Annotated in this window: 24 protein-coding genes and 1 tRNA gene; 13 read left to right on the plus strand and 12 right to left on the minus strand. The window is 65.8% G+C overall.

The window, feature by feature from the left end:
- Positions 1 to 68 precede the first annotated feature (68 nt).
- The 3 genes from LOY33_RS22970 to trxA are packed head-to-tail and all read left to right on the plus strand — an operon-like array spanning position 69 to position 2,078.
- Positions 69 to 515, plus strand: coding sequence for a YbaY family lipoprotein (locus LOY33_RS22970; RefSeq protein ID WP_043861898.1), 447 nt, complete (start codon positions 69 to 71; stop codon positions 513 to 515).
- A complete protein-coding gene (locus LOY33_RS22975) occupies positions 512 to 1,174 on the plus strand; it encodes a methyltransferase (RefSeq protein ID WP_054916423.1) in 663 nt (220 codons plus the stop codon). The genes LOY33_RS22970 and LOY33_RS22975 overlap by 4 nt, the downstream gene beginning before the upstream one ends.
- Before the next feature lie 31 nt (positions 1,175 to 1,205).
- A complete protein-coding gene (trxA, locus tag LOY33_RS22980; RefSeq protein WP_100634159.1) occupies positions 1,206 to 2,078 on the plus strand; it encodes a thioredoxin in 873 nt (290 codons plus the stop codon).
- A 79-nt stretch (positions 2,079 to 2,157) separates the two neighbouring features.
- Here trxA and LOY33_RS22985 read toward each other — a convergent pair whose 3' ends face one another.
- Positions 2,158 to 2,502, minus strand: coding sequence for a hypothetical protein (locus tag LOY33_RS22985; RefSeq protein ID WP_054916440.1), 345 nt, complete (start codon positions 2,500 to 2,502; stop codon positions 2,158 to 2,160).
- Between the two features lie 125 nt (positions 2,503 to 2,627).
- On the opposite strand from LOY33_RS22985, the gene LOY33_RS22990 reads away from it, so the two are divergent.
- The 6 genes from LOY33_RS22990 (at position 2,628) to LOY33_RS23015 (ending at position 7,811) form a co-directional block, all read left to right on the plus strand.
- A complete protein-coding gene (locus tag LOY33_RS22990) occupies positions 2,628 to 3,191 on the plus strand; it encodes a DUF2796 domain-containing protein (protein WP_088514366.1) in 564 nt (187 codons plus the stop codon).
- Position 3,192: 1 nt separating this feature from the next.
- On the plus strand, positions 3,193 to 3,912 hold the full coding sequence (locus LOY33_RS22995) for an ABC transporter ATP-binding protein (protein ID WP_043861902.1): 720 nt from the start codon (positions 3,193 to 3,195) through the stop codon (positions 3,910 to 3,912).
- Positions 3,912 to 5,177 carry an ABC transporter permease gene (locus tag LOY33_RS23000; RefSeq protein ID WP_258660213.1) on the plus strand — a complete coding sequence of 422 codons (1,266 nt, stop codon included), beginning with the start codon at positions 3,912 to 3,914 and terminating at the stop codon, positions 5,175 to 5,177. Before LOY33_RS22995 ends, LOY33_RS23000 begins: the two co-directional genes overlap by 1 nt.
- Before the next feature lie 11 nt (positions 5,178 to 5,188).
- Positions 5,189 to 5,701, plus strand: a complete 513-nt coding sequence (locus tag LOY33_RS23005; protein ID WP_043861948.1) for a DUF3299 domain-containing protein — start codon at positions 5,189 to 5,191, stop codon at positions 5,699 to 5,701.
- 110 nt (positions 5,702 to 5,811) lie between these two features.
- Positions 5,812 to 6,495, plus strand: coding sequence for an OmpW family protein (locus LOY33_RS23010; protein ID WP_043861904.1), 684 nt, complete (start codon positions 5,812 to 5,814; stop codon positions 6,493 to 6,495).
- A gap of 96 nt (positions 6,496 to 6,591) precedes the next feature.
- Positions 6,592 to 7,811 (plus strand): IS3 family transposase gene (locus tag LOY33_RS23015; protein ID WP_152644058.1). Its coding sequence is split into 2 segments (ribosomal slippage): positions 6,592 to 6,940 and positions 6,940 to 7,811, totalling 1,221 coding nucleotides; the frame shifts between segments, so codons are not numbered across the junction.
- A gap of 112 nt (positions 7,812 to 7,923) precedes the next feature.
- Here LOY33_RS23015 and LOY33_RS23020 read toward each other — a convergent pair.
- Positions 7,924 to 8,853 (minus strand): NAD-dependent epimerase/dehydratase family protein, encoded by a 930-nt coding sequence (locus tag LOY33_RS23020; protein ID WP_054916426.1) that lies wholly within the window; start codon positions 8,851 to 8,853, stop codon positions 7,924 to 7,926.
- The gene (locus LOY33_RS23025) at positions 8,846 to 9,730 is read right to left on the minus strand and encodes a sugar nucleotide-binding protein (protein ID WP_043861906.1); all 885 of its coding nucleotides are present in this window, start codon (positions 9,728 to 9,730) and stop codon (positions 8,846 to 8,848) included. The genes LOY33_RS23020 and LOY33_RS23025 overlap by 8 nt, the downstream gene beginning before the upstream one ends.
- A gap of 254 nt (positions 9,731 to 9,984) precedes the next feature.
- Between LOY33_RS23025 and LOY33_RS23030 the strand changes: the two genes are divergently transcribed.
- Complete coding sequence (locus LOY33_RS23030; protein ID WP_258660215.1) at positions 9,985 to 10,827, plus strand: alpha/beta hydrolase; 843 nt, start codon at positions 9,985 to 9,987, stop codon at positions 10,825 to 10,827.
- A 12-nt stretch (positions 10,828 to 10,839) separates the two neighbouring features.
- On the opposite strand, the gene LOY33_RS23035 is transcribed toward LOY33_RS23030, so the two are convergent.
- Positions 10,840 to 11,658: a helix-turn-helix transcriptional regulator gene (locus tag LOY33_RS23035; protein ID WP_043861908.1), complete on the minus strand. Its 819-nt coding sequence runs from the start codon at positions 11,656 to 11,658 to the stop codon at positions 10,840 to 10,842.
- Between the two features lie 168 nt (positions 11,659 to 11,826).
- Between LOY33_RS23035 and LOY33_RS23040 the strand changes: the two genes are divergently transcribed.
- Both LOY33_RS23040 and LOY33_RS23045 read left to right on the plus strand, forming a co-directional pair.
- Positions 11,827 to 13,275, plus strand: a complete 1,449-nt coding sequence (locus LOY33_RS23040; RefSeq protein ID WP_078481653.1) for a sodium:alanine symporter family protein — start codon at positions 11,827 to 11,829, stop codon at positions 13,273 to 13,275.
- A gap of 79 nt (positions 13,276 to 13,354) precedes the next feature.
- Positions 13,355 to 14,347, plus strand: a complete 993-nt coding sequence (locus tag LOY33_RS23045; RefSeq protein ID WP_258660216.1) for an asparaginase — start codon at positions 13,355 to 13,357, stop codon at positions 14,345 to 14,347.
- A gap of 14 nt (positions 14,348 to 14,361) precedes the next feature.
- On the opposite strand, the gene LOY33_RS23050 is transcribed toward LOY33_RS23045, so the two are convergent.
- The 7 genes from LOY33_RS23050 to fdnG all read right to left on the minus strand — a co-directional run bounded on the left by LOY33_RS23050 (position 14,362) and on the right by fdnG (position 23,480).
- A tRNA-Sec gene (locus LOY33_RS23050) sits at positions 14,362 to 14,457 on the minus strand.
- A 6-nt stretch (positions 14,458 to 14,463) separates the two neighbouring features.
- A complete protein-coding gene (gene selB, locus LOY33_RS23055; protein WP_058541926.1) occupies positions 14,464 to 16,377 on the minus strand; it encodes a selenocysteine-specific translation elongation factor in 1,914 nt (637 codons plus the stop codon).
- Positions 16,374 to 17,798: an L-seryl-tRNA(Sec) selenium transferase gene (gene selA / locus LOY33_RS23060; protein ID WP_058541927.1), complete on the minus strand. Its 1,425-nt coding sequence runs from the start codon at positions 17,796 to 17,798 to the stop codon at positions 16,374 to 16,376. The genes selB and selA overlap by 4 nt, the downstream gene beginning before the upstream one ends.
- A 102-nt stretch (positions 17,799 to 17,900) precedes the next feature.
- On the minus strand, positions 17,901 to 18,821 hold the full coding sequence (gene fdhE / locus LOY33_RS23065) for a formate dehydrogenase accessory protein FdhE (protein ID WP_058541928.1): 921 nt from the start codon (positions 18,819 to 18,821) through the stop codon (positions 17,901 to 17,903).
- A complete protein-coding gene (locus tag LOY33_RS23070) occupies positions 18,818 to 19,471 on the minus strand; it encodes a formate dehydrogenase subunit gamma (protein WP_058541929.1) in 654 nt (217 codons plus the stop codon). Before LOY33_RS23070 ends, fdhE begins: the two co-directional genes overlap by 4 nt.
- Positions 19,468 to 20,415: a formate dehydrogenase subunit beta gene (fdxH, locus tag LOY33_RS23075; protein ID WP_043861915.1), complete on the minus strand. Its 948-nt coding sequence runs from the start codon at positions 20,413 to 20,415 to the stop codon at positions 19,468 to 19,470. The genes LOY33_RS23070 and fdxH overlap by 4 nt, the downstream gene beginning before the upstream one ends.
- On the minus strand, positions 20,415 to 23,480 hold the full coding sequence (fdnG, locus tag LOY33_RS23080) for a formate dehydrogenase-N subunit alpha (RefSeq protein WP_146094976.1): 3,066 nt from the start codon (positions 23,478 to 23,480) through the stop codon (positions 20,415 to 20,417). The genes fdxH and fdnG overlap by 1 nt, the downstream gene beginning before the upstream one ends.
- Positions 23,481 to 23,673: 193 nt before the next feature.
- Here fdnG and LOY33_RS23085 point away from each other — a divergent pair, with 193 nt between their 5' ends.
- A complete protein-coding gene (locus LOY33_RS23085) occupies positions 23,674 to 24,246 on the plus strand; it encodes a hypothetical protein (protein WP_052504272.1) in 573 nt (190 codons plus the stop codon).
- Between the two features lie 174 nt (positions 24,247 to 24,420).
- Here LOY33_RS23085 and LOY33_RS23090 read toward each other — a convergent pair whose 3' ends face one another.
- Positions 24,421 to 24,936, minus strand: coding sequence for a single-stranded DNA-binding protein (locus LOY33_RS23090; RefSeq protein ID WP_043861918.1), 516 nt, complete (start codon positions 24,934 to 24,936; stop codon positions 24,421 to 24,423).
- Positions 24,937 to 24,944 lie beyond the last annotated feature (8 nt).

Here is a 24,944-nt window from a genome sequence, read left to right on the forward strand (position 1 = left end):
ATCCCACTGGCAAGACAAGCCAAAGCAGTTACCATCCAGTGAGGAAATATCCCCCGAAGGAATTGATCATGCCCTTTAGAGCGCTCGTTGTGCTCAGTTTTGCCGCCCTGCTGGCCGCCTGCAGCAGCGATGAACCCAAGCCGGTGCTGGCCCCCAAGGCCCCGGTAGCGGCCAAGCAACCTGTGGCCCTGGGCCCGCTGCCGGCCTACCAGCGTGAAATCAGCGGCACCCTGCTTGGCATCCCGTCGGGCGCCGAGGTCGAGCTGGCGCTGCTGGTGGTCGACCCGCGCGGCCGCCCGCAACGCCTGCTGGCCAGCAGCAACCTGGACGCCAACGGCCAGGACCTGCCGTTCCAGCTGCGTTTCAACCCCGAGGCGTTCCCTGCCGGTGCGCGGGTGGAGCTGCGCGGGCGTGCCAGCCAGTCCGGGCAGTTGATCCTGCACCTGCAACCTGTGGCGGTCAGCAGCCCGCAAACCCAGGCCACCGGCCCGCTGCGCCTCGAAAAAGCGCCGTGACCGCGCCGATCCACCTGCAACAGGCGTTGAGCGGGCTGCTGGGGGACGCACGGCTGGTGGTCAGCGAGCTGCCGGCCTGCGACCTCAAGCTGTGGCTGATCGATGCGCACAACATGGACCGCGCGTTCAGCCCCGAAGAAACCCGGCGCATCCTGCACGAGCCGCCCTACTGGGCCTTCTGCTGGGCCAGCGGTCTGGCCATGGCGCGCTACCTGGCCGCCCGCCCCGAGTGGGTGGCCGGCAAACGCGTGCTGGACTTCGGCGCAGGCTCGGGCATTGCCGGCATCGCCGCCGCCCGCGCCGGGGCGCTTGAAGTGGTGGCCTGCGACCTCGACCCGCTGGCGCTGCAGGCAAGCCGCGCGAATGCCGCGCTCAACCAGGTGCAGTTGGGCTACTCCAGCGATTTCTTCGCCGAGGCCGACCGCTTCGACCTGGTGCTGGTGGCCGATGTGCTCTACGACCGCGCCAACCTGCCGCTGCTCGATGCGTTTCTCAGCCGCGGGCACCAGGCGCTGGTGGCCGACTCGCGGGTGCGCGACTTCCGTCACCCCCTGTACCGCCAGCTCGACACCCTGCACGCCCTGACCCTGCCAGACCTGGCCGAACCCCACGAATTCCGCCAGGTGAGCCTGTACCACGCCAGCCGCAGCGCTTTATAGTGTTGCCATTCAAGGATTTGCGAGAGTCGCGATGAGCCAGGAAACCCCGTACATCTTCAATGCCACCAGCGCCGACTTCGACCAGTCGGTGATCCAGAACTCCTACGTCAAACCCGTGCTCGTCGACTTCTGGGCCGACTGGTGCGCGCCGTGCAAGGTGCTGATGCCGCTGCTGGAGAAAATCACCGCCGAATACCGGGGTGAGCTGCTGCTGGCCAAGGTCAACTGCGATGTGGAACAGGACATTGTCGCGCGCTTCGGTATCCGCAGCCTGCCGACGGTGGTGCTGTTCAAGGATGGCCAGCCGGTCGACGGCTTTGCCGAGGCACGCCCGGAATCGGAAATCCGCGCAATGCTCGAACCGCATGTGCAACTGCCGCCACCGGCAGCGGCCGACCCGCTGGTAGTGGCCCAGGGGCTGTTTGCCGAGGGACGCTTCAGCGAGGCCGAGGCGCTGCTCCAGGCCCTGCTGACCGAAGACAACAGCAATGCCGCGGCACTGATCCTGTATGCCCGTTGCCTGGCCGAGCGTGGCGAGCTGGGCGAAGCGCAGACCGTGCTCGATGCGGTCAAGAGCGATGAGCACAAGGCTGCACTGGCCGGTGCCAAGGCGCAGCTGACGTTCCTCAAGCAGGCCGCCAGCCTGCCGGACGTGGCCGACCTGAAGTCACGCCTGGCACAGAACGCCGAGGATGACGAGGCGGCGTATCAGCTGGCAGTGCAGCAGCTGTCGCGCCAGCAGTACGAGGCGGCGCTGGACGGGCTGCTGAAACTGTTCAAGCGCAACCGCGGGTATGAAGGCGGCCTGCCGCACAAGACCCTGCTGCAGGTGTTCGACCTGCTGGGCAACGAGCACCCGCTGGTGCTGGATTACCGCCGCAAGCTGTTTGCTGCGTTGTACTGAGGTCAACCGCCCGCTCCCACAAGGTTACCTACCCGCGCTGTGGGAGCGGGCTTGACCCGCGATGGGATCAACGCGGTGTTCAGCCGACCCAGTGATAGACCGGCGCATCCGCCCCGCTTTCCACCCTCACCTCGCTGCTATGGCGCAAACGCACCAGCAGGCGCTTGCCGGCCGCCGTATTGCCCGCCAGCCCCTCCAGCGCCTCCAGCAACTGGGGCCCGTTCAACTGACCGGCCTTGCGCAACACCTCGCGCGCCGCCTGCCACACTGCATCGTCCGGTCGAACCGGCGCCGTCGGTACAGCAGCGGCAACCGCCGGCACCCCGGCCGCCTGCAACTGCCCGCCCAACTGCGCCCACTCATGGGGCTCCAGCTCCACGCTCAAATCCACCGGCCATTCGCCGATGTGTCCACGAATACGCACGTTCGCACCCTCCACTCGATCAGGCGCCCATGCTCCCACGAAGTTTCATCCAGCGACACTGGTACGCAGCCGACAAGTTGTTATAACATTTCGAAACTCTTTCAGCGCCTTCCGGAGTTCCGCCCATGCGTCGTCTGCTGCTTGCCTTGCCGTTTGCCCTGCTGCCCCTGAGTCTGGTTTACGCCCATGACGACCATGACCATGAACATGGCAGCCTGGGCGCCCATGAACATGGCGTGGCGCACCTGAACGTCGCACTCGACGGCAATGCCCTGGAGCTGGAATTCGACAGCCCGGCGATGAACCTGGTGGGCTTCGAACATGCCGCCACTTCTGCCACCGACAAGGCCAAGGTCGCGGCCGTGCGCGCCCAGCTCGAAACACCCCTGGCGCTGTTCGGCCTGAACAAGGCAGCCGGTTGCAGCGAAACCGACCAGGACCTGCAAAGCCCGCTGTTCGGCGACAAGCCGGTGCATGACGAGGATGGCGACGCCCACGATCACGAACACAGCGACATCAACGCCCATTACAAACTCGAATGCACCACCCCGGCACAGCTCACCCGCCTGGACCTGGCGCCACTGTTCAAGGCCTTCCCCGCCACCCAGAAGATCCAGCTGCAACTGGTGGGCCCCAATGGCCAGAAGGGCGTGGACCTGACCCCGACCCGCAGCGCGATCGACTTCTGACATGGGCCAGGCACTGATCGAACTGTCCCGGCTGGGTTTCGCCTGGCCCGGCCAGCCTGAGCTGCTGGACATCCCGGCGTTGCGCCTGCAGGCCGGCGAGTCGCTGTTCCTCAAGGGCCCCAGCGGCAGTGGCAAGACCACCCTGCTGGGCCTGCTGGGCGGGGTACAGAAGGCCGACCGCGGCAGCATCCGCCTGCTCGGCCAGGAGCTGGGCGCGCTCAGCCAGGGCCAGCGCGACCGTTTTCGCGTCGATCATACCGGCTACATCTTCCAGCAGTTCAACCTGCTGCCGTTTCTGTCGGTGCGCGAAAACGTCGAGCTGCCGTGCCGTTTCTCGCGCAGCCGGGCGCAACGCGCCGGCCAGCGCTACGGCAGTGTGGACAAGGCCGCCGCCAGCCTGCTCGCCCATCTGGGCCTGAAGGACCCGGCACTGCTGGCACGGCGCGCCGACAGCCTGTCGATCGGTCAGCAGCAACGGGTGGCCGCCGCCCGCGCGCTGATCGGCCAACCCGAGCTGGTGATTGCCGACGAGCCGACTTCGGCGCTCGATGCCGACACCCGTGAAGCCTTCATCCGCCTGCTGTTCGCCGAATGCCGCGCAGCCGGCTCCAGCCTGTTGTTCGTCAGCCACGACCAGAGCCTGGCACCGCTGTTCGATCGCCAGCTGTCGCTTGCCGAACTCAACCGCGCCGCGCGCCCTGCCAGCGACCTGGAGGCCTGATGTACCTGCTCCGCCTTGCCCTGGCGAGTCTCGCCAACCGCCGCTTCACTGCCCTGCTCACCGCCTTCGCCATCGCCCTGTCGGTGTGCCTGCTGCTGGCGGTGGAGCGGGTACGCACCGAGGCCCGCGCCAGTTTTGCCAGCACCATCAGTGGCACCGACCTGATTGTCGGTGCGCGCTCGGGCTCGGTGAACCTGCTGCTGTACTCGGTGTTTCGCATCGGCAACGCCACCAACAACATCCGCTGGGACAGCTTCGAGCACTACGCCAGCAACCCGCGGGTGAAGTGGGCCATCCCGATCTCGCTGGGCGACTCGCACCGCGGTTACCGGGTGATGGGCACCACCGAAGCCTACTTCGAGCATTACCAGTACGGGCGCAAGCAGCACCTGCAGCTGGCCAGCGGGCGTGCCTTCGCCAGCGACCCGTTCGAGGTGGTGCTGGGCGCCGAGGTGGCCGACGCGCTGCATTACAAACTCGGCGACAAGCTGGTGCTGGCCCATGGCGTGGCCGCCATCAGCCTGGTCAAGCATGACGACAAGCCGTTCACCGTGGTGGGCGTGCTGCAACGCACCGGCACCCCGGTGGACCGCACCCTGCACATCAGCCTTGGCGGCATGGAGGCGATCCACGTCGACTGGCACAACGGCGTGCCCGCCCGCGGCGCCGGCCGCGTCAGCGCCGAACAGGCCCGAAGCATGGACCTCACACCCAAGGCCATCACCGCGTTCATGCTGGGCCTGAACAACAAGATCAGCACCTTCACCCTGCAACGCGAGATCAACGAGTTTCGCGGCGAGCCGCTGTTGGCGATTCTGCCCGGCGTGGCCCTGCAGGAGCTGTGGAGCCTGATGGGCACCGCCGAACAGGCGCTGTTCGTGGTGTCGCTGTTCGTGGTGCTGACCGGCCTGATCGGCATGCTCACGGCGATCCTCACCAGCCTCAACGAGCGCCGCCGCGAAATGGCCATCCTGCGCTCGGTGGGTGCACGCCCCTGGCATATTGCAGGGCTGCTGGTGATGGAGGCGTTCACCCTGGCGCTGGCGGGGATTGCCGCCGGGCTTGGCCTGCTCTACCTTGGCATCGCCCTGGCCCAGGGCACGGTGCAGGCCAACTACGGCCTGTACCTGCCGCTGGCGCTGCCCAGCGCCCACGAGTGGAGCCTGCTGGGGATCATCCTCGGCGCCGCCGTGCTGATGGGCAGCATTCCGGCCTGGCGGGCCTACCGCCAGTCGCTGGCCGACGGTTTGTCCATTCACCTGTGAGAACGCCCGTGATACGTCGTGCCCTGCTGTTGTTGCTGTTGATTGCCCCGCCCCTGTGGGCGGGTGAGCCGCGCACGCTGGAATGGCCGCAATTGATCCCCGAGGGCGCACCGGTGATCGTGCCGCAGATGACCCCACTGCACGACCTTTCGCAGTTGAGCAACGCGCTGGCCGGCGAAAGCGGCCCGGCGGCGCAGCAGCAGGCGCCCGACGCGCCGGTGGTGAAGGCACTGGATGGCCAGCAGGTGAAGCTGCCGGGCTACATCGTGCCACTGGAAGTCAGCGAGGAAGGCCGTACCACCGAGTTCCTGCTGGTGCCGTACTACGGCGCGTGCATTCACGTGCCGCCCCCACCGTCGAACCAGATCGTGCACGTGTTCAGCGAAATCGGCATCAAGGTCGAGGAGCTGTACCAGCCCTACTGGATCGAGGGGCCGATGCAGGTCAAGGCTTCCAGCAGCGAGCTGGCCGAGGCCGGCTACCAGATGGAAGCCGAGAAGATCTACGCCTATGAACTACAATAGAAGCCCCGCGCCAGGGCGTTTGCGGTTTCATTGAGCTGCGTCAAGAATCACCGCCTGTCAGCTCCTTACCATTGGACACATTAAATTCTAAACGTCCTTTGGGAGCTTCCATGAACAAGTCCTTGCTCAGCGCCTCGCTCATTGCCCTCGCGCTTGCAGCCCCTGTTGCCCACGCCCACCAGGCGGGCGATTTCATTCTGCGTGCCGGTGCGATCACCACCGCACCGAACGAAGACAGCGGCGATATCAAGCTCGACGGCACCAAGGTTGGCGGCACCAAGGCCACCCTGGACAGCGACACCCAGCTGGGCCTGGCCTTTGCCTACATGCTGACCGACCATATCGGCCTGGAACTGCTGGCAGCCACCCCGTTCCAGCACGAAGTGGGCGTCAAGGGCCTGGGCGCGGGCCTGGACGGCAAGCTGGCGAACATCAAGCAACTGCCACCGACCCTGTCGCTGCAGTACTACCCGATGGAGCCGACCTCCAAGTTCCAGCCTTACGCCGGTATCGGTCTTAACTACACCCTGTTCTTCGATGAAGACCTGAGCAGCAGCCGCAAGGCCCAGGGCTTCAGCAACATGAAGCTCAAGGACTCGGTCGGCCTGGCCGGCCAACTGGGCATGGACTACATGCTGACCGACAACCTGCTGGTCAACGCCGCGGTCTGGTACGTGGACATCGACACCAAGGCCACCATCGACGGCCCAAGCGCGCTGGGCGTGGGCAAGACCAAGGTGAGCGTGGATGTGGACCCATGGGTCTACATGGTGGGTGTGGGTTACAAGTTCTGACCATGAAAAAGCCCCGATCATTCGGGGCTTTTTTTTGGCTGCTGTCCCGTCCTGAATAAGGTTTACACCTCCCATCCCGAATTTCCGGAGAGTCAGATGGAGCAAGGTGTAAAGCGCACACAGCGTGATTACTCACTGTCTTTTAAATTGGCGGTGGTTGATCAGATTGAAAAAGGCGAACTGACCTACAAGCAGGCCCAGGTGCGGTATGGCATCCAGGGACGGTCGACGGTTCTGGTATGGTTGCGTAAGCACGGTCGGCAGGATTGGAGCCAGGGGGCCTCGATCCGCGACGAGAGGAGCTGCGCGATGTCTGACCCCAAAACGCTCACTCCAGAGCAGCGGATCAAAGAGCTTGAGCAGCAGCTTGAGCTGATGAGCCAGAAGGCCCAGTTCTTTGAAACGGTCGTTGATGTTCTGAAAAATGACTATGGTGTCTCGGTCGTAAAAAAGCGATCCGGCAAGTCCTCTCGCAAGGTCAAGTCGCAGGACTGAGCATTGCCAGGGCTTGTCAGTTTCTAGGCATCAGTCGACAGGCTTACTACAAGCGCAACCGAGCTGCTGATGGCAAAGAGCGCCAGGCAGATCGGGTGGTTCAGTTTGTTCAGCAAGTCCGGCTGCGCCAGCCCCGTCTGGGTACCCGTAAGCTGCACTATTTGCTGCATTGCCAACCTGACAAACGATTCCAGGTCGGCCGAGATAGACTGTTTCAGGTCTTGGGAGAGCGCCGTTTGCTGGTACTGCCCAAGCGGGCATACCACAAGACAACACAGAGCTTTCATCGCTTCTACCGCCATCCCAACTTAATCAAGCCCGGTCCAAGCCAAGTCGTTCCGACAAGGCCGGAGCACGTCTGGGTTGCCGACATTACTTATCTGCCCGCACGCAACGGCCCGCTGTACCTGAGCCTGGTAACGGACGCGTACTCCAGGAAAATTGTTGGTCACCACGTCCATGAAAGCCTGCATGCCGAGTCAGTAGCGCAAGCCTTCAAGCAGGCCTTACGAAAGCGACGTCGTCGCCAGCCATTAGTCCACCATTCGGATCGAGGCATCCAATATTGCTCGGCGCTATACCAGTCACTGCACCAACGGCACGGCGTTCAGTGCTCCATGACTGATGGGTATGACTGCTACCAGAACGCGCTGGCTGAGCGAATCAACGGAATCCTCAAGATGGAGCTGCTGTTGAGTAGCCCTGAAGATCTGGAGCAAGCGAGGCAGATGGTTGATGAGGCAGTACAGATCTACAACACAGAACGGCCCCATATGGCCCTGAAAAACAAAACGCCCGATGCGGTGCATCGGGCGTTTTGAGGCCTATCGGCCTACCTGAACAGGTGTAAACCTATTTCAGGACTAGACATGCGATTCCCGCCAGGGAGATACCGCCTGCAGGAGCCGGCGTTGCCGGCGAAGCTTTTTACGTTCAGCGCCCCAGCAGGTGCGCCAACCCATCGGCCAGTGGCGTCGGCTCGGGCAGGTCGAAGCGCGCCAGCAGCCGCGCATTGTCGGCCCGCGAATGACGGATATCACCCGCGCGCGCCGGCCCGTGATTGACCTCGGGCAACGGCCCTACCACCTTGCGCAGTGCGTCGAGCAACTGGTTCAGCGTGGTGGCGCGGTTCAGCCCCACGTTCACCGCGCCCTCCTGCACCTGCGCCTGTTCCAGCGCCTGCACCAGCACCGCCACCAGGTCGGCCACATACAGGAAGTCACGGGTCTGCTCGCCATCGCCAAACAGGTTGATCGGCGTGCCGTTGAGGGCGCGCTCGCAGAAGATGCTGATCACTCCCGAATACGGCGACGACGGGTCCTGGCGCGGGCCGAAAATATTGAAGAAGCGGAACACCACCGGCTCCAGCCCATGCTGGCGACGATAGAAGTCCAGGTACTGCTCGCTGGCCAGCTTGTCCACCGCATAGGGGGTCAGCGGCGCCTTGGGCGTGTCCTCGTCGATGGCCTGGCCTTCACCGTTGTTGCCGTACACCGCAGCGCTGGAGGCGAACAGCACGCGCTTGATGCCGGCCACACGCATCGCCTCGCACACGTTCAGCGTGCCGATGAAGTTGCTCTGGTGGGTCCTGACCGGGTCTTCCACAGAGGCCTGCACCGAGGCCACCGCCGCCAGGTGCACCACGGCCTGGCAGCCCTCGGCGGCCCGGGCCACCAGGGCGGCATCGGCCACGTCGCCCTCGATCAGTTGCAGACGCGGGTTGTCCAGCTGCAGGTTAAGACGCCGACCGGTAGACAGGTCGTCGAGCACGCGCACCGCGTACCCCTTGGCCAGCAGCGCGTCGCTCAGGTGGGAGCCGATGAAGCCGGCCCCCCCGGTAATCAGGATAGGAGCATCAGCCATGACGATAGAACCGGTCCAGTAGGGTCGGCAGGCCGGCGCGCCAGGCACGCGGCTTGATGCCGAAGGTGTGGAGGATTTTCTTGCAGGCCAGCACTGCGTGCTGGGGTTCTTCGGCAGCATCCGGGCGGGCGGCGTGGGCCTGCGCAGTGGGCGCTTCGACGGCCAGCTGACGCAGTTGCCCGGCTTCGCTGAGGATCGCCTGACCCAGCGCCAGCGGGGTGGTCGCCTCGTTGCCGGCGTAATGGTAGGTGCCCCACAGTGGCGCGCCACAGTCCAGTTGCTTGAGCACCGCCAGGATCACCCGCGCTGCATCGTCGACCGGGGTCGGGTTGCCACGCCGGTCGTCGGCCAGCAGCAGTTCCTGCGAGTGCTCGGCGCGGGTCAGAAAACGCCCCAGCACGCCGTCGACGCTGTCGTCGAGCACCCAGCCAAAGCGCAGCAGCACGTGCTGCGGGCAGGTCGCGCGCACGCTCTGTTCGATGCGCCACAACGCCTGGCCACGTTGGCCGAGCGGTACCGGCTCGTCCTTTTCGCTGTAGGCCGTGGCCCGCGAACCGTCGAATACCCGGTAGCTGGAGGGTTGCAGCAAGATGATGTTGTGGTGCTGGCACAGTTCGGCCAGGCGCTCGACCGCACGCTCCTGCGAAGCCAGGCGCTGCTCGCTCACCGATTCGGCCTGGAACCAGTCGAAATAGTAGGCCAGATTGATCAGCGCATCGGGGCGGGTGTCATCGAGCAGCTGGGTCAGGCTCGCGGCATCCCAGCCCTGGTCAGGTGGGCGCGGCGCCAGAAAGCCGATATCTTCCTCGGCCCCGAGGCGAATCAGCGCTTGCCCAAGGGCATTTCCACCACCCAACAGCATCAGGCGCATTCGCATAGAGTCAGCAGGTCCGGTCAGATAAATTGAGGGAAAGCGGATATTTTGCGGCTTCCAGCAGGCGAAGTCCAACGCGGGGCCGACTGGCGCCAAAGTCTAGAGTGTGTCAGCGCAAAGTGTGACGGGTTCAACGTAGTTCAAGAAATAACCTGCGCGCCCACCAGAAATGCCCGACTGCATCTACTGTAAAAGCGTCAGCCTCGCTGGTTCATGTCGACTTGTCGACCCTTCACCCCGGGCAAGAGGACCGCTTCATGCCGATCAAGACGGCCGCACACGGACGTGAGCGTTGGCAATTCGACGAACCCAGCCCGGGCCGCGAGTGCCTGGTGGTCGAAACGTTCGACGGCTACAGCCAGGAAGGTCGCCTGCTGATCCCCGATATCGAGCACGCGCCGCCGCTGTTCATGCTCGGCGGCGCACGCAGCGACTTCACCCACCTCAACCCGCTGCTGTACCGCCTGCAGGCCCTGGGCATCGGCTCGCTGACCGGCAACCTGTCGGGGCACAGCCTGGCCAGCCTGCCGGGGGCCCGGGCGCCCTCGCTGCACACCAACCTGGCCGAGGCGCTGCGCTTCTTTCGCCACGTCGAGCATCGCTGTAACACCGTGATCGGCCACAGCCTGGGCGCAGCGCTGGCGCTGAAAGTGGCAGCGCACCATGCACGCCAGGTGAACAAGCTGGTGCTGCTGTGCCCGGCGGTCTATGCCGACAGCGCCTACGATGCACCCTTCGGCCCGGCCTTCACCCGCGCCATCAGCACCCCCCACGGGTTTCTCGACAGCGACAGCTACAAGTTCCTGCGCAGCTATCGCGGCCAGGTGCTGCTGGTGCTGGGACAATACGATGGCCTGCTGGCCGCCCACCACGGGCGAACCCCGGGCACGTCGGCAGGCCATGTGGAAATCGACGGCATGCTGCGCTACAGCCCGATCCCGGCCGAAGTCATCCAGGCGCTGAGCGACACCCTACCCCCCGGGCATTTCGAACAGCTGACCCTGCCCGACTGCGACCACGGCATCGCCGCCCACCTGCGCGCCCATCCCCCACAGGCCGGGGCCCTGGCGCAGCAGATGGCGGCATTCATTCGCCGCTGAGCACGGCGCCCTTCACTCGATCTCGAACAGGCCGTTGCGAATCGGCCCGACGTTGAGCCGTGCGCGCACATCGTCATCGATGCGCGGGTCATCCGGGCGGTACAGCCGGACCTGGCGGTAGGCATTGATGCGGTTGATTTCCGGGCCCAAGTATTCCCACACCACGCGGGTACACGCCGGAGTGCGCCGGTCACCGCTGGAGACGCCGGTCTTGAGGCCGTTGAGCCGGGTGATGCGGCTCTTGAAGCTGGGAATCAGGATGGTCTGGCTCATCTCGTTGACCGTCAGCGATTCGTAGTCGATCAGAAACACCCGGTCCTGCAACTGAAAGGCCGCGCCCAGATAGCGGCAGCGCACCCAGTCTTCGGCCTGCACGTCGGTGCTGCTGGAGCGCTCCTGGCGTTCCTGTCGCTCGAACAGGAACGTGCCGCGTTCTTCGCGCAGGTGCACCAGCGACAGCAGGATGCTGCCCGGCACCGACATGCAGTTGGAATATTCGAAGTAGTAGCCGCAGTAGCGCGACAGATTGCCCTCGTGCTCGCGCAGCGGGCGCAGAAGTTCCAGCAACGGGTCGGCCTGGGCCGGGCTGGCAAGCGCCGAGCTGCGCGCACCGATCAGGCGCGCGAACTGTTCTGGCGGCAGGCCCAGTTCGTAGTCCTCGACGCCGAAGAAGTCGCCGATGCGCTTGAGGTTGTACGCCGTCGGCTGGCTCTGCCCGCTCAGGTACTTGTTGAACTGCGCCCGGTTGATCGACAGCTGCCGGCAAACCTCGGAAATAGAGCGGTAATGGCTGCACGCCAGCTTGAGGTTGGGGCCCAGGTGTTGACTCATTGATCAGGTACCGATTGATGCGATAGGCGCCAGTTTAGCATCAGGTCGCATCAATTCAGAGCAACCCGCGAAATTGTAACGACGTTTGTCATGACCAACCATGCGCCCCCAGGCAAACGGCGCACGCCGTCAGCCACTGTCATTCAGAACAAGAACCGAGGTCACGCCATGCTCGAAGTGCTCAACGATTTCCTTTCGGGGAAGCTCCTTATTGTGCTTATCGTCGGACTGGGAAGCTATTTCACCCTGCGCTCGCGATTTGTGCAGTTTCGCCATTTCATCCATATGTTCGGCGTATTCAAGGAATCGTTGCGCGGCCAGGCGGGCCAGTTGAGTTCGTTCCAGGCACTGATGCTGAGCCTGGCCGGGCGCGTGGGTGCCGGCAACATCGCCGGTGTCGGTATCGCCGTGACCCTGGGCGGCCCGGGCGCGGTGTTCTGGATGTGGGTGACGGCGCTGGTGGGCATGTCCAGCAGCTTCTTCGAATGCACCCTGGCGCAGGTCTACAAGCGCGCCGACGGTGATGGCCTGTACCGCGGCGGCCCGGCCTACTACATCCTGCACGGCCTCAACCTGCGCGCCATGGCAGTGGTGTTCTCGGTGTTGCTGCTGGTGACCTACGGCTTCGCCTTCAACGGCCTGCAGTCGTACACCGTGACCCACTCGCTGCAGAACGCCTTCGGCTTCGCCCCGGAGCACACCGGGATTGCCCTGGCCGTACTGCTGGCCATCGTGTTCCTGGGCGGGATCAAGCGCATCGCCTCGGTGTCCGACCTGCTGGTGCCGGTCAAGACCCTGGCCTACATCGGCGTTACCCTGTACGTGATCGGCAGCCAGATCGAACACGTGCCGGCCATGCTCGAAACCATCTTCAAGAGCGCCTTCGGCCTGGACCCTGCCTTCGGTGGCCTGCTGGGCAGTGCCATCGTGATGGGCGTCAAGCGTGGCGTGTTCGCCAACGAAGCGGGCCTTGGCAGTGCGCCCAACGTGGCCGCCGTGGCGGCAGTGAAACACCCGGGCGCCCAGGGCGTGGTGCAGGCATTCAGCGTGTTCCTCGATACCTTCGTGATCTGCACCTGCACCGCGCTGCTGATTCTGCTGTCGGGCTTCTACACCCCGGGCTTCGAAGGTGACGGCATCGTGCTGACCCAGAACTCGCTGGCTGCCGTGGTCGGTGACTGGGGTCGCCTGTTCGTCAGCGTGGCGCTGTCGCTGTTCGTGTTCACCTGCATCCTCTACAACTACTACCTGGGCGAAAACAGCCTGCAGTTTCTGACCCGCAACCGTGCGGTGCTGATGGTCTACCGTGCCCTGGTGCTGGCGCTGATCGTGTGGGGCTCGGTCCAGAACCTGTCGACCGTGTTCGCCTTCGCCGACATCACCATGACGTGCCTGGCCTTCGTCAACCTGATCGCCCTGGCGCTGCTGTTCAAGATCGGCCTGCGCGTGATGCGCGACTACGACGACCAGCGCAAGGCAGGCATCAAGCAGCCGGTATTCGACTCGGCCAGGTTCCCCGACCTGGACCTGGACACCCAGGCCTGGCCTGCTGTCCAGCCCGCTGAAAGCGCACGCCCTGCCAGCGTGGGCGAAGCTCAAGCTCAAGCGCAACGCTGAGCAACCCTGTGCCGCCGCCCCGTTCGCGGGCGGCAGCCGATTCGCGATGCCCCTTTCTCACCTGCCTGGAATGCTCACCATGCGCGCGGTCAAGAACCTTCTCGTCCTCTACACCGGCGGCACCATCGGCATGCTGCAAACGCCCCATGGCCTGGCGCCGGCCGGTGGCTTCGAGGCACGCATGCGCGCCTGGCTGGACACGCACCCGACGCCACCCCGGGTGCACTGGCGCCTGCAGGAGATGTCACCGCTGCTCGACAGCGCCAACATGCAGCAGGCCAACTGGCTGGCCATGCAGGCGGCCATCGTCACAGCGGTGACGCGTGATGGCCACGACGGCATCCTGCTGCTGCACGGCACCGACACCCTGGCCTACAGCGCAGCAGCGTTGTCGTTCCTGCTGCTGGGGCTGGATGTGCCGGTAGTGCTCACCGGCTCGATGCTGCCGGCCGGCGCACCGCATAGCGACGCCTGGGACAACCTGCACGGCGCCCTGGCCCTGCTCGAAAGCGGCCTGCAAAGCGGCGTGCAGCTGTATTTCGCAGGCCAGCTGCTGCACGGCGCACGGGCCAGCAAACTGCGCAGCGAGGCCTTCGATGCGTTTGCCGCGCCGGCGCGCCACCGCGAAGGCAGCCGCGCCAGCGCGTTGCCCGCGGTACTCGGCTATGCCCAACCGCGGGTGCCGGTGAAACTGGCGGTGCTGCCGGTGTACCCCGGCTTGCAGGCCGAGCAGGTGCAGGCACTGGTGGCGAGCGGCGTGCGCGGCCTGCTGCTTGAATGCTATGGCAGCGGCACCGGCCCATCGGAAGATGCAGCATTGATGCAGGCGTTGCAGGAGGCGCGCCAGGGTGGCGTGCTAATTGCCGCCATCAGCCAGTGCATCGAGGGCAGTGTGCTGTTCGATACCTACGCCGCCGGCAGCCGCCTGCGCGAGACCGGCCTGGTATCGGGCGGCGGCATGACCCGCGAGGCGGCGCTGGGCAAGCTGTTCGCCCTGCTGGGCGCGGGGCTGGACATCGACACCGCCGAGCACTGGTTCGCCCTGGACCTGTGCGGTGAACGGGTGGCCTGAGGCCCCGCGAAAAATGGCGGAAGGCAGCCGGAGTCGAACCTGCCCGGGAACGGCTGCCGTCCCCAACCGGGTTTGAAGCCCGGCCGCGCCACCGGGCGCGATTGCCTTCCTTGAATTCAGTTGTCGCCCGGTTGAGCCAGGGCATTGTCGCGGCGAATGCGGCGCTGGTCGCCCAGGCGCCGGGTCAGGCCGATGCGATCGAAGTATTCCAGCACCTGGATGCTGCGCTTGCGCCCGATACCCAGCGCATCACGAAAAACCGTCACCTGCACCTCATCACCCGCCATGCGCAACAGCATAGCCGCCATTTGCCGCACTGTGGCCTCGGGATAGAACAGATCGCGCACCACCTGGTGCACCTGGCCCAGACGCGCCATCTTGCGCAGCAGCAGCCGTACCTCGGCTTCTTCGCTGCCGGTGGCGCGGGCCAGGTCGCGCACCCAGGGCGGATCGAAACGCGCCGCCAGCAGCAACGGTTGCACCTGTTGCCAGAGCGCCGTGTCGGCCTCGTTCAGGCGCGCCTGGTGCGTGGGCAGGTGCAGCCACGGGCCGCTGCTGGCAATCGCCTGCTCGCCCAGCAACTCGTCCACCAGGCTGATGAACGCCGGCCGCTCCAGTGCCAGGCTGGCGAAACGGCGCAGGCGGTCGCGGTCAGGGCCGAGCTGGTCGGGTTCGAGCTCGTGAAAGCGCGCCAGTTGCGCCAGCACCCGGGCCTTGAGCGCCTGCCATTGCGTCGTGTCGAACAGCAGCGGCCCCTGCCGCGTGGCCACCACCTGCACCTGCGCATCCAGCCGCCAGTGGCTGCGCAAGCGATTGAACTGGCGCTCCAGGCGCTGCGGGTCGAGCCCGCCCGTGCCTTGCGCAAGCAGCGCCGGCAAGGCCTGTTCCAGGCTGTCGGCCGCCGCCAGTGCCTGCAGCTGCGCCAGCCGCTGCGGGCTGCGGCGCTGGCGGGCCGGGGCGAATGGATCGAGTACGCGCCCGCCGCCAAGGGTGCGCTGGGCACTCTGGTCGCGCAGCACCACGGGGTCGCCATGCACCGCCTGCACCGGCGCGTTGACCAGCAACTGCGCGAACATGCGCGCCCCGGGCGCCAGCCGCTCGCCTTCCAGCAATGCGACGCGGGCGGTGACGTCCTGGGTGCCCAGGTGCAGGTGCACCGGGCTGAAATGCTCGAGTGCACGGGCTTCCCCGGCCAGCAGGTGCAGTTCGATATCCAGCCGCTGAGTAGGCGCATGCAGCCACTCGGCCAGCAGCCAGTCGCCGCGGTGGATATGCTCCAGCGCCAGCCGCTCGGCGCTGATGTTCAGGGCCACGCGCTGCCCGGCGAAGGCCTGGGTCGCGACCTGGTTCTGCGCGTGCAAGCCGCGCACCCGCACCGGTTTGCCCGCCTTGCCCAGCAGCAGGCTGTCGCCCACCTGAACCTGCCCGGACAACGCGGTGCCCGTGACCACGATACCGGCCCCGGCCACACTGAAGGCCCGGTCGATGGCCAGGCGAAAAGCGCCACCCTGGCTACGCGGCTGCAGGGCGTGCTGCGCGGCGAGCAATGCCTGACGCAGTGCCTCGATACCCTGGCCGCTGGCACTCGACACCGCGAACTGCGCCGCCCCGGCATACGGTCCCGGCGCAAGCAGCCCGCGCACCTGGGCCTGCACCGCCTGCACCCGCGCCGGCTCGACCCGGTCACATTTGGTGATGGCCACCAGCGCCTGCGCGATGCCCAGCAGTTCGACGATGGCCAGGTGCTCGCGGGTCTGGGGCATCACCCCGTCGTCGGCCGCCACCACCAGCAGCACCAGGTCGATACCCTGGGCGCCGGCCAGCATATTGTGGATAAACCGCTCGTGGCCCGGCACGTCGACAAAGCCGGTCAACGGCGCATCCGCCGCCAGCGCTGCATAACGGTAGCCAAGGTCGATGGTGATGCCGCGTTCACGTTCTTCGCGCCGATGGTCGCCAGCCTGGCCGGTGAGGGCTTCGAGCAGCGCGGTCTTGCCATGGTCGATGTGCCCGGCGGTGCCGACGATCACGTGGGCAGTACCGCCAGTTGCGCCAGCTGCGCCAGCCACGCGGGTTCGTCATCCAGCTGGCGCAGGTCGAGCCACAGCGCGTCGTCGTCCAGGCGCCCGAGCACCGGGATGGGCAACGCGCGCAAGGCCGCTTCCAGCGCCAGCAGGCTGCGCCCGCGCAGGCGCTTGGACACCTGTGGGCGCATGCACAGCGCAGCACTGGGCAGGCGTGCCACCGGCTGGCTGCCGCTGCCGATCATGCCCAGTGCAGGCAGCGCGGCAACGCTCCACGACGCGCCCAACGCCTGTGCCATGCGCGGCGCCAGGCGTTCGGCCTGGGCCAGGATCTCGGCTTGCGGCCGGGTCAGCAGGCGCAGGCTGGGCAGGCGCTCGGCCAGGCGGTCGGGGTCGCGGTACAGGCCCAGCACCGCTTCCAGCGCGGCGAGGGTCAACTTGTCGACCCGCAGGGCACGCTTGAGCGGGTTCTTCTTGATGCGCGCGATCAGCGCCTTGCTGCCCACGATGATCCCGGCCTGCGGACCGCCGAGCAGCTTGTCGCCGCTGAAGGTGACGATATCGGCGCCATCGGCCAGGGCCTGACGCACCGTGGGTTCGGCGGGCAGGCCCCAGCGGGTCAGGTCGATCAGGCTGCCGCTGCCCAGGTCTTCGAGCAGCGGCAGGCCGTGCTGGTGGGCCAGTTGCGCCAGCTCGGCGGTGGGCACATGGCTGGTGAAGCCTTCAATGCTGTAATTGCTGCAATGCACGCGCATCAGCAGGCCGCTGCGCGGGTTGATTGCCGCTTCGTAGTCGCGGGCGTGGGTGCGATTGGTGGTGCCCACCTCGTGCAGCCTGACCCCGGCGCGGGCCATGATGTCGGGGATGCGGAATGCACCACCGATCTCGATCAGTTCGCCGCGCGAAATGATGCCCTCCTTGCGCGCGCCCAGGCTGTTGAGCGCCAGCAGCACGGCGGCGGCATTGTTGTTGACCACGGTCACGGCCTCGGCGCCGGTGAGCTCGCGGATCAGGCCTTCGATCAGGTCGTCACGGTCGCCGCGCTTGCCGCTGTCCAGGTCGAACTCGAGGTTGAGGGGGTGGCGCGCGGCAAGCTGGACGGCCTCGATGGCGGCTTCGGGCAGCAGCGCGCGGCCCAGGTTGGTGTGCAGCACGGTGCCGGTGAGGTTGAACACCCGGCGGATGTGGCTGCGGTGCCGGGCGGCGAGGCGTTCGTTGGTGCGGCCGGCGAGCACCTCGGGCGCCAGTTCGGCAGCGCCGAGCTGGCCGTGGCGGGCGGGCTCGCGCAGGTCATCGAGCAGTTGGCGCAAGGTGGCGAGCACGGCGTCGCGGCCGTAGCGGTCCACCAGGGGAACGCAGGCAGGGCTGCGCAGGAGGGTGTCGATGGAGGGTAGACGGTGGGTGCACTGAGTGACGTTGGAGGACATGCAAAAACGCTCCGGCCTATGTAGGAGCCGGCCTTGCCGGCGAATGGAACACCGCGCAGGGTCGGATCCCACAGTGTAGTGCGCCCTTCGCGCAAGGCCGCCCTACAGGCCCGGGGCCAGCAACAGGTTCGGCGCCAGGCGCTGGTAGCCCTCCTGATCCAGGCGCATGTCCAGTGCCAGGCTGGCCAGGTCTGCCGACAGGGCCTCCGATTGCGCATCGCTTTCAAGGTAGACCAGCTTCAGGTAACTGTGGCATTCGAGGCAGCATTCGGCCCGCAACGGCGCCTGCCCGGCGACATGGCGGTCATCCTCCAGGCTGAAGTACTGCAAGCCCTTGCTTTGCTCGCAATACACGCACTTGACCCGCACCGCATGCCATTCACAGGCACACAACGCACACACCAGGTAGCGCAGGCCGTTGTACTTGCCGCGGTGGCGGATTACCCCGGCCATCGCCGGCGAACCACATGCCGGACACTGCCCCAGGCTGTCGCCGGGCTTGAGTTCGACGCCGGGCATGGCCAGCAGCCAATGGCTCCACGCCGCCTGCAGCGCGGCCCCCAGAAACGGCACCAGCGCCGCCGGCACCGCGCTGTACTGCCCGCCCAGCAGTGCCAGCGCCCACACCATGCGCTGCCCTGCCCCGGCCTCGCGCAATTGCGTCTGGGCCTGATGCGCCAGCGGCGAAGACGCCTCGTAGCGTTGCAACAGGACATCCAGCCAGCCCTGCCAGGCGTCCTCGCGCACCAGGCTGTCGGCGGCCAGTGGCGCCAGGCCGTGGGTCACGCACAGCTGCAGGCGCTGCGGGTCGGGCATGGCCGCTGCCGGCGGGCTGTCCAGCAACCCCTGCTGCACGCGGCACAACCCGGCCACGAAGCGCAGGTAGTCGCCCAGCGCATGCCCCTCGGCCAGCAGGTCGAGGCGTTCGGCACGCAGCGCAAACAGCTGGGGCGGTGGCGGGTGCAGAAACGGCGGCGAACTGGCCGACGCCTGGATCTGATCGGGTTCCATCACGGTACTCAAGGCTTGGCTCCTTTGTGCGTGTCGGGCCGCTCGTCCCGAGTGACCTCCCGGTACCATAGCGCATGGTGCTTGCGCGCCCACGCGCGGCTGACCCAGCCATGCAGCATGGCGCTGACCGAGCCCTTGATCCAGATGCCGGCATAGATGTGCACGATGATGCTCAGCACCAGCACGAAGCCGGCCAGGGCATGCAGCAGGGTGGCCAGGCGAATGGTGTCGATACCGAAGTACGCGCTGAAGTAGGCACGCCAGATCACCACGCCACTCACCAGCAGCACCAGCATGCACGCCAGCAGGGTCCAGAACAGCAGCTTCTGCCCGGCGTTGTACTTGCCCACCGGTGGTACGCCCTCCTCCTCGTTGCGGATCACCCGGTCGACCCGGCGCAGCCACTGCCGGTCGGTGGCGGTGATGAAGTTGGCCCGCCAGAAGCGCAGCACCAGCCCCAGGAACAGCACGAACATCAGCACGCCCATGAACGGGTGCAGGATGCGTGCCCACGGCCCGCCGCCGAACAGGTGGCTGAGCCAGAACAGCGCCGGGTGAAACAGCGCCAGCCCCGACAGTGCCGCCATGAAGAACAGGATCGCCACCAGCCAGTGGTTGGTGCGCTCGTTGGCGGTGTAACGCAGTATCGGCTTGTGCTTCATGGCCGTTGCTCCCCTGGTGCGGTGGGCTTGCCCGGGTCATACACATGCACCGACGGGTCGACCTGATGCACGCTGGTGTCAGGATGCTCGTCATCCTCTTCCTCGACCCGCTGCGGGCCGATGCGCACGTAGTGGAAGAACCCGGCCAGCACCGCCGCCCCCATGGCCAGCAGCGCCAGCGGTTTGCTCACGCCCTTCCATAGCCCGACCAGCGGGCTGATCACCGGGTTGTCGGGCAGCCCCGCGTACACGCGCGGCGTGTCGGCGTGGTGCAGCACGTACATCACATGGGTGCCACCCACGCCGTCCGGGTCGTACAGACCGGCATGCTCGAAGCCCCGCGACTTGAGGTCGACGATGCGTTCGGCGGCGTGCTCCTGCATGTCGGTCTTGCTGCCGAACACGATGGCGCCGGTGGGACAGGTCTTCACGCAGGCCGGCTCCAGCCCCACGGCCACGCGGTCGGAACACAGGGTGCACTTGTAGGCCTTGTGATCCTTCTGCGAGATGCGCGGGATGTTGAACGGGCAGCCGGTGATGCAGTAGCCGCAGCCGATGCAGTGGTCCTGGTTGAAGTCGACGATGCCGTTGGCGTGCTTGATGATCGCCCCCGGGCTGGGACAGGCCTTGAGGCAGCCGGGGTCGGCGCAGTGCATGCAGCCGTCCTTGCGGATCAGCCACTCCAGGTTGCCGTCGGCGGTCTCGTGCTCGGTGAAGCGCATCAGCGTCCAGCTTTCAGCACTGAGGTCCTGCGGGTTGTCATAGGTGCCGTGGTTGTGACCCACCTCGTCGCGCAGCTCGTTCCATTCCGAACACGCCACCTGGCAGGCCTTGCAGCCGATGCACTTGGTGGTGTCGATCAGCTTGGCGACCTGCTCCTGCTGGCGCACCGAGGGGGGCAGCGTGGTGGTGGCCGAACGGGCAATGATGTCTTGGCTGGCCATCAGATTTTCTCCACGTTGACCAGGAACGACTTCGATTCCGGGGTCTGTGTATTGCCATCGCCGAGGAACGGCACCAGGGTGTTGGTCAGGTAGCCATGCCGCGTCAGCCCGGTGAAGCCCCAGTGCAGCGGGATACCGACCTGGTGCACGGTCTGGTTGTTGACCTGCAGCGGACGAATCCGCTTGGTGACGACCGCCACCGCCTCGATATGCCCACGCTTGCAACTCACCCGCACCCGGTCGCCGGCCTGGATACCCTTCTGCTGCGCCAGCACTTCACCGATCTCGACGAACTGCTCGGGCTGGGCGATGGCGTTCAGGCGCGCATGCTTGCTCCAGAAGTGAAAGTGCTCGGTCAGCCGGTAGGTGGTGGCCGCGTAGGGGTAGTCCTTGGCCTGGCCGAGGGTGTCCCACACCGAGTCGAAGATGCGTCCGGCCGGGTTGCTGGTGGCCTTCTTGTTGGTGGGGTGCAGCGGGTTGATCCCGATCGGCGTCTCGAAGGGTTCGTAGTGCTCGGGGAACGGGCCTTCGGCCATCTTGTCGACGGCGAAGAACCGGGCCACCCCTTCGGGGTTCATGATGAACGGGTTCATGCCCGCCTCGGGGGGCACGTCGGCCTTGTAGTCCGGGGTGTCGGTGCCGGTCCAGGCCTTGCCGTTCCACCATACCAGGCGTTTTTTCGGGTCCCAGGGCTGGCCTTGCGGAGTGGCCGAGGCACGGTTGTAGAGGATTCGCCGGTTCATCGGCCAGGCCCAGGCCCAGCCCAGGTTCTGCTTCATGCCATACGGGTCGCTGTTGTCGCGCCGAGCCATCTGGTTGCCCTGCTCGGTCCAGCTGCCGCAGAAGATCCAGCAGCCGGACGCGGTACTGCCATCGTCCTTGAGCTGGGCGAACCCCGACAGTTGCTGGCCGCCCTTGAGCGCGGCGCCGGTGGCATCGACCTGATCGGTCACGGCCACGCCGTTGAGCTCCCTGGCCAGCTCTTCGGGGGAGGGTTCATCGGCGACCTTGTACGGCCAGCTGAGGTTGAGCAGCGGTTCGGCAAACGCGCCACCCTCGGCGCGGTAGCGTTCACGCAGGCGCAGGAACAGGTCGCTCATGATGCGCACGTCGGTACGGGTTTCGCCCGGGCCGTCGGCGCCCTTCCAGTGCCACTGCAGCCAGCGGCTGCTGTTGACCAGCGAACCGTCCTCCTCGGCGAAGCAGGTGGTGGGCAGGCGGATGACCTCGGTGGCGATGTCGGCCGTGCTGACGTCGTTGTACGGCCCTGCGTTGCGCCAGAACTCCGAGGTTTCGGTGGCCAGCGGGTCCATCACCACCAGCCACTTGAGCTTGCTGAGCGCGGCAGTGACGCGGTTCTTGTCGGGCAGCGCAGCAATCGGGTTGAAGCCCTGGCACATGTAGCCGTGCACCTCGCCCCTGCCCATCATGTCGAACATCTTGAGCACGTCGTAGCCTGGGATGTCGAGCTTGGGCAGCCAGTCGTAGCCCCAGTGGTTCTCGGCAGTGGCGTTGGCGCCATACCAGGCCTTCATCAGACTGACGTGGAACTTGCCGTAGTTCTGCCAGTACGACAGCTGCCCTGGGCGCAGCGGCTTGAGGGCGCGCTTGGCGATGTAGCCGTCGTAGTCCTGCTCGGCATCACCGGGCAGGGTCAGGTAGCCCGGCAAGGAGTTGGACAGCAGGCCCAGGTCGGTCAAGCCCTGGATGTTGGAGTGCCCGCGCAGGGCGTTGACCCCGCCACCCGGCATGCCGACGTTGCCCAGCAGCAGTTGCACCATCGCCGCGCTGCGGATGATCTGCGCACCGATCGAATGCTGGGTCCAGCCCAGGGCATAGAGGATGGTCATGGTCTTGCCGGGTGTGGAGCAGGTGGCGATCTCTTCCCAGATCTTCTGCATGCTGGCCTGGGGCATGCCGCAGGTCATGCTGGCGAGCTCCGGGGTGTAGCGGCTGTAGTGCTGCTTCATCAGCTGGTAGACGCAGCGCGGGTCCTGCAGGGTCGGGTCGACCTTGGCGAAACCGTCTTCACCCAGTTCGTAGCCCCAGCCGGACTTGTCGGCATAGGTACGCTTGGCCGCATCGTAGCCACTGAACAGCCCGTCCTCGAAGCCGAAGCCGGCTTTGACGATGAACGACACGTCGGTGTAGTTGCGCACGTACTCGTGCTGGATCTGGTCAGTGCTGAGCAGATAGTTGATCAGGCCGCCCATGAAGGCGATGTCGCTGCCGGTGCGAATCGGCGCGTAGTAATCGGCCACCGAGGCGGTACGGGTAAACCGTGGGTCGACCACGATCAGCCGCGCCTGGTTGTGCGCCTTGGCTTCGGTCACCCATTTGAAACCGCACGGGTGCGCTTCTGCTGCGTTGCCGCCCATCACCAGGATCAGGTTCGCGTTGGCGATATCGGTCCAGTGATTGGTCATGGCACCACGGCCGTACGTCGGGGCAAGACTTGCCACCGTCGGGCCGTGTCAGACACGCGCCTGGTTGTCGAACCCCAGCATGCCCAAACTGCGAATGACCTTGTGGGTCAGGTAGCCGGCTTCGCTGGAAGCCGCCGAGGCCGCGAGGAACCCGGTGCTGAGCCAGCGGTTGACGGTCTGGCCCTGGGCGTTCTTCTCGATGAAGTTGGCGTCGCGGTCGGCCTTGACCAGCTCGGCCACGCGGTCCATGGCCTCATCCCAGCTGACGCGCGTCCACTCGTTGCTGCCCGGCTTGCGCACCTGCGGGTACTGCAGGCGACTGGGGCTGTGGATAAAGTCCAGCAGGCCTGCACCTTTGGGGCACAGGGTGCCGCGGTTGACGGGGTGATCGGCGTCGCCTTCAACGTGGATGATGCTCTGCGCCACGTTCTTGCCCGCATCGCCCTGGCTGTACAGGATCAGGCCGCAGCCGACCGAGCAGTAGGGGCAGGTGTTGCGGGTCTCCTTGGTGCGGGCCAGCTTGAAGTGGCGTATCTGTTCGGCGAAGGCCGGCGTGGGGGCCATGCCCAGCGCCGCCAGGCTCGAACCTCCAAGGCCGATGGCGGCGACCTTGAAAAATTGCCGACGGTTGAGATCCATCGTGCACTCCTGATCAGGTGGTGGACGCGCGGAGCATTGCCGGCGTCTCGTGAACAGTCACGGTGGCGGCCACTGGGTGGTCGTCAATATTCACTCTAGCCAAGATCGGGCCAAGCACCATTAAAACGGATTATCGATGCGCGCAACGGGTGCATAATCGCCAGCCTGACCACCATCGCCAAGGGACTGCATGATGCAATTGGACAAGAACGGGTTGCCGCTGCTGGAGCAGTTTGGCGAAGAAGGTTTTGTGGACTGCGTGTTTCAGGTGCAGCACCTGATGCAGGATGACGTGCACTACCACTTTGACCTGCGTGCCGCGTTCGCCGGGCACTCGGTGGGTGTGCGGGCGCGGCTGCGGCGCGACGTGCAGCCGGGGTTCGATGGCGAGATGAACGTGATACAGGCGCACTTCTACAGCGACGGGCTCGAGATCTCGTCGCTGGGCCTGGAGACCGAGCGGTTCATCGAGGCGCTGGCACAGCTGTATGAAATCGAGCTGGTCGATGGCCCCGGGGCGGTCGGCGAGCGCTTCAGCGTGATTGCGCTGCACCAGGCGGACACCGGGCTTGAAGCGGGTGCGGTGCGCCTGAAGGTGTTCGGCAACGACCGTTCGGATTCGGCGCCAGGCAGCTACTACGAAAGCTTCTTCAATGTCGACCTGCCAGCCGGTCATGTGTACTGGAACGAGAAGGACGTGGAGTATCGCGCACCGATGCTCAATGCACTGGCGGGGCTGGTGGGCCAAGGCGTGGCCGCGGCGTGAGTGCTCACGGGCCGCTTCACCTCCTGGCGGCCCGCTAGAGGTACCGCGAGGCCCGCACGTACGCTGAACATCGCAAGCGTGTCAGGGCCACCGCCCACCGAGGTTTCCCCAGAACGCAAAACGCCCGATGCAGTGCATCGGGCGTTTGTCTTGAAGCGCGGCGTTGGCCAGGGCTCAGAACGGGATGTCGTCATCGAAGCTGTCGAAGTCGGCAGCCGGCTGCGGCGCAGGCTGTTGCGGCGCAGGGCGCTGCTGAGGGGCCTGCTGCGGACGCTGCTGAGGCGCCTGCTGACGCGGGGCCTGGTTGTAGTTGTTGCCACCCTGCTGCGAACCGTCCTGGTTCTGCGGACGACCACCCAGCAGCTGCATGGTGCCCTGCATGTCGACGATGATCTCGGTGGTGTAACGCTTGATGCCGTCCTTTTCCCACTCGCGGGTCTGCAGCTTGCCCTCGATGTACACCTGCGAACCCTTGCGCAGGTACTCGCCGGCAATCTCGGCAACCTTGCCGAACATCGACACACGGTGCCACTCGGTACGCTCGACCTTCTGGCCGGTCTGCTTGTCGGTCCACTGCTCGCTGGTGGCCAGGCTGAGGTTGGTCACCGCGTTGCCGTTGGGCAGGTGGCGAACTTCAGGGTCCTGGCCGCAAGTGCCGACCAAAATGACTTTGTTAACCCCACGGGCCATAACGTTCT

Origin of the sequence: Pseudomonas sp. B21-036, from assembly GCF_024748925.1 — a bacterium.
Lineage (GTDB): Bacteria > Pseudomonadota > Gammaproteobacteria > Pseudomonadales > Pseudomonadaceae > Aquipseudomonas > Aquipseudomonas palmensis.

Coding starts and splice junctions, on each gene's coding strand:
- LOY33_RS22970 (WP_043861898.1), top strand. CDS start 69: ATGCCCTTTAGAGCGCTCGTTGTGCTCAGTTTTGCCGCCCTGCTGGCC.
- trxA (WP_100634159.1), top strand. CDS start 1,206: ATGAGCCAGGAAACCCCGTACATCTTCAATGCCACCAGCGCCGACTTC.
- LOY33_RS22990 (WP_088514366.1), top strand. CDS start 2,628: ATGCGTCGTCTGCTGCTTGCCTTGCCGTTTGCCCTGCTGCCCCTGAGT.
- LOY33_RS22995 (WP_043861902.1), top strand. CDS start 3,193: ATGGGCCAGGCACTGATCGAACTGTCCCGGCTGGGTTTCGCCTGGCCC.
- LOY33_RS23000 (WP_258660213.1), top strand. CDS start 3,912: ATGTACCTGCTCCGCCTTGCCCTGGCGAGTCTCGCCAACCGCCGCTTC.
- LOY33_RS23010 (WP_043861904.1), top strand. CDS start 5,812: ATGAACAAGTCCTTGCTCAGCGCCTCGCTCATTGCCCTCGCGCTTGCA.
- LOY33_RS23020 (WP_054916426.1), bottom strand. CDS start 8,853: ATGGCTGATGCTCCTATCCTGATTACCGGGGGGGCCGGCTTCATCGGC.
- LOY33_RS23025 (WP_043861906.1), bottom strand. CDS start 9,730: ATGCGAATGCGCCTGATGCTGTTGGGTGGTGGAAATGCCCTTGGGCAA.
- LOY33_RS23030 (WP_258660215.1), top strand. CDS start 9,985: ATGCCGATCAAGACGGCCGCACACGGACGTGAGCGTTGGCAATTCGAC.
- LOY33_RS23035 (WP_043861908.1), bottom strand. CDS start 11,658: ATGAGTCAACACCTGGGCCCCAACCTCAAGCTGGCGTGCAGCCATTAC.
- LOY33_RS23040 (WP_078481653.1), top strand. CDS start 11,827: ATGCTCGAAGTGCTCAACGATTTCCTTTCGGGGAAGCTCCTTATTGTG.
- LOY33_RS23045 (WP_258660216.1), top strand. CDS start 13,355: ATGCGCGCGGTCAAGAACCTTCTCGTCCTCTACACCGGCGGCACCATC.
- selA (WP_058541927.1), bottom strand. CDS start 17,798: ATGTCCTCCAACGTCACTCAGTGCACCCACCGTCTACCCTCCATCGAC.
- LOY33_RS23070 (WP_058541929.1), bottom strand. CDS start 19,471: ATGAAGCACAAGCCGATACTGCGTTACACCGCCAACGAGCGCACCAAC.
- fdxH (WP_043861915.1), bottom strand. CDS start 20,415: ATGGCCAGCCAAGACATCATTGCCCGTTCGGCCACCACCACGCTGCCC.
- LOY33_RS23085 (WP_052504272.1), top strand. CDS start 23,674: ATGCAATTGGACAAGAACGGGTTGCCGCTGCTGGAGCAGTTTGGCGAA.
- LOY33_RS23090 (WP_043861918.1), bottom strand. CDS start 24,936: ATGGCCCGTGGGGTTAACAAAGTCATTTTGGTCGGCACTTGCGGCCAG.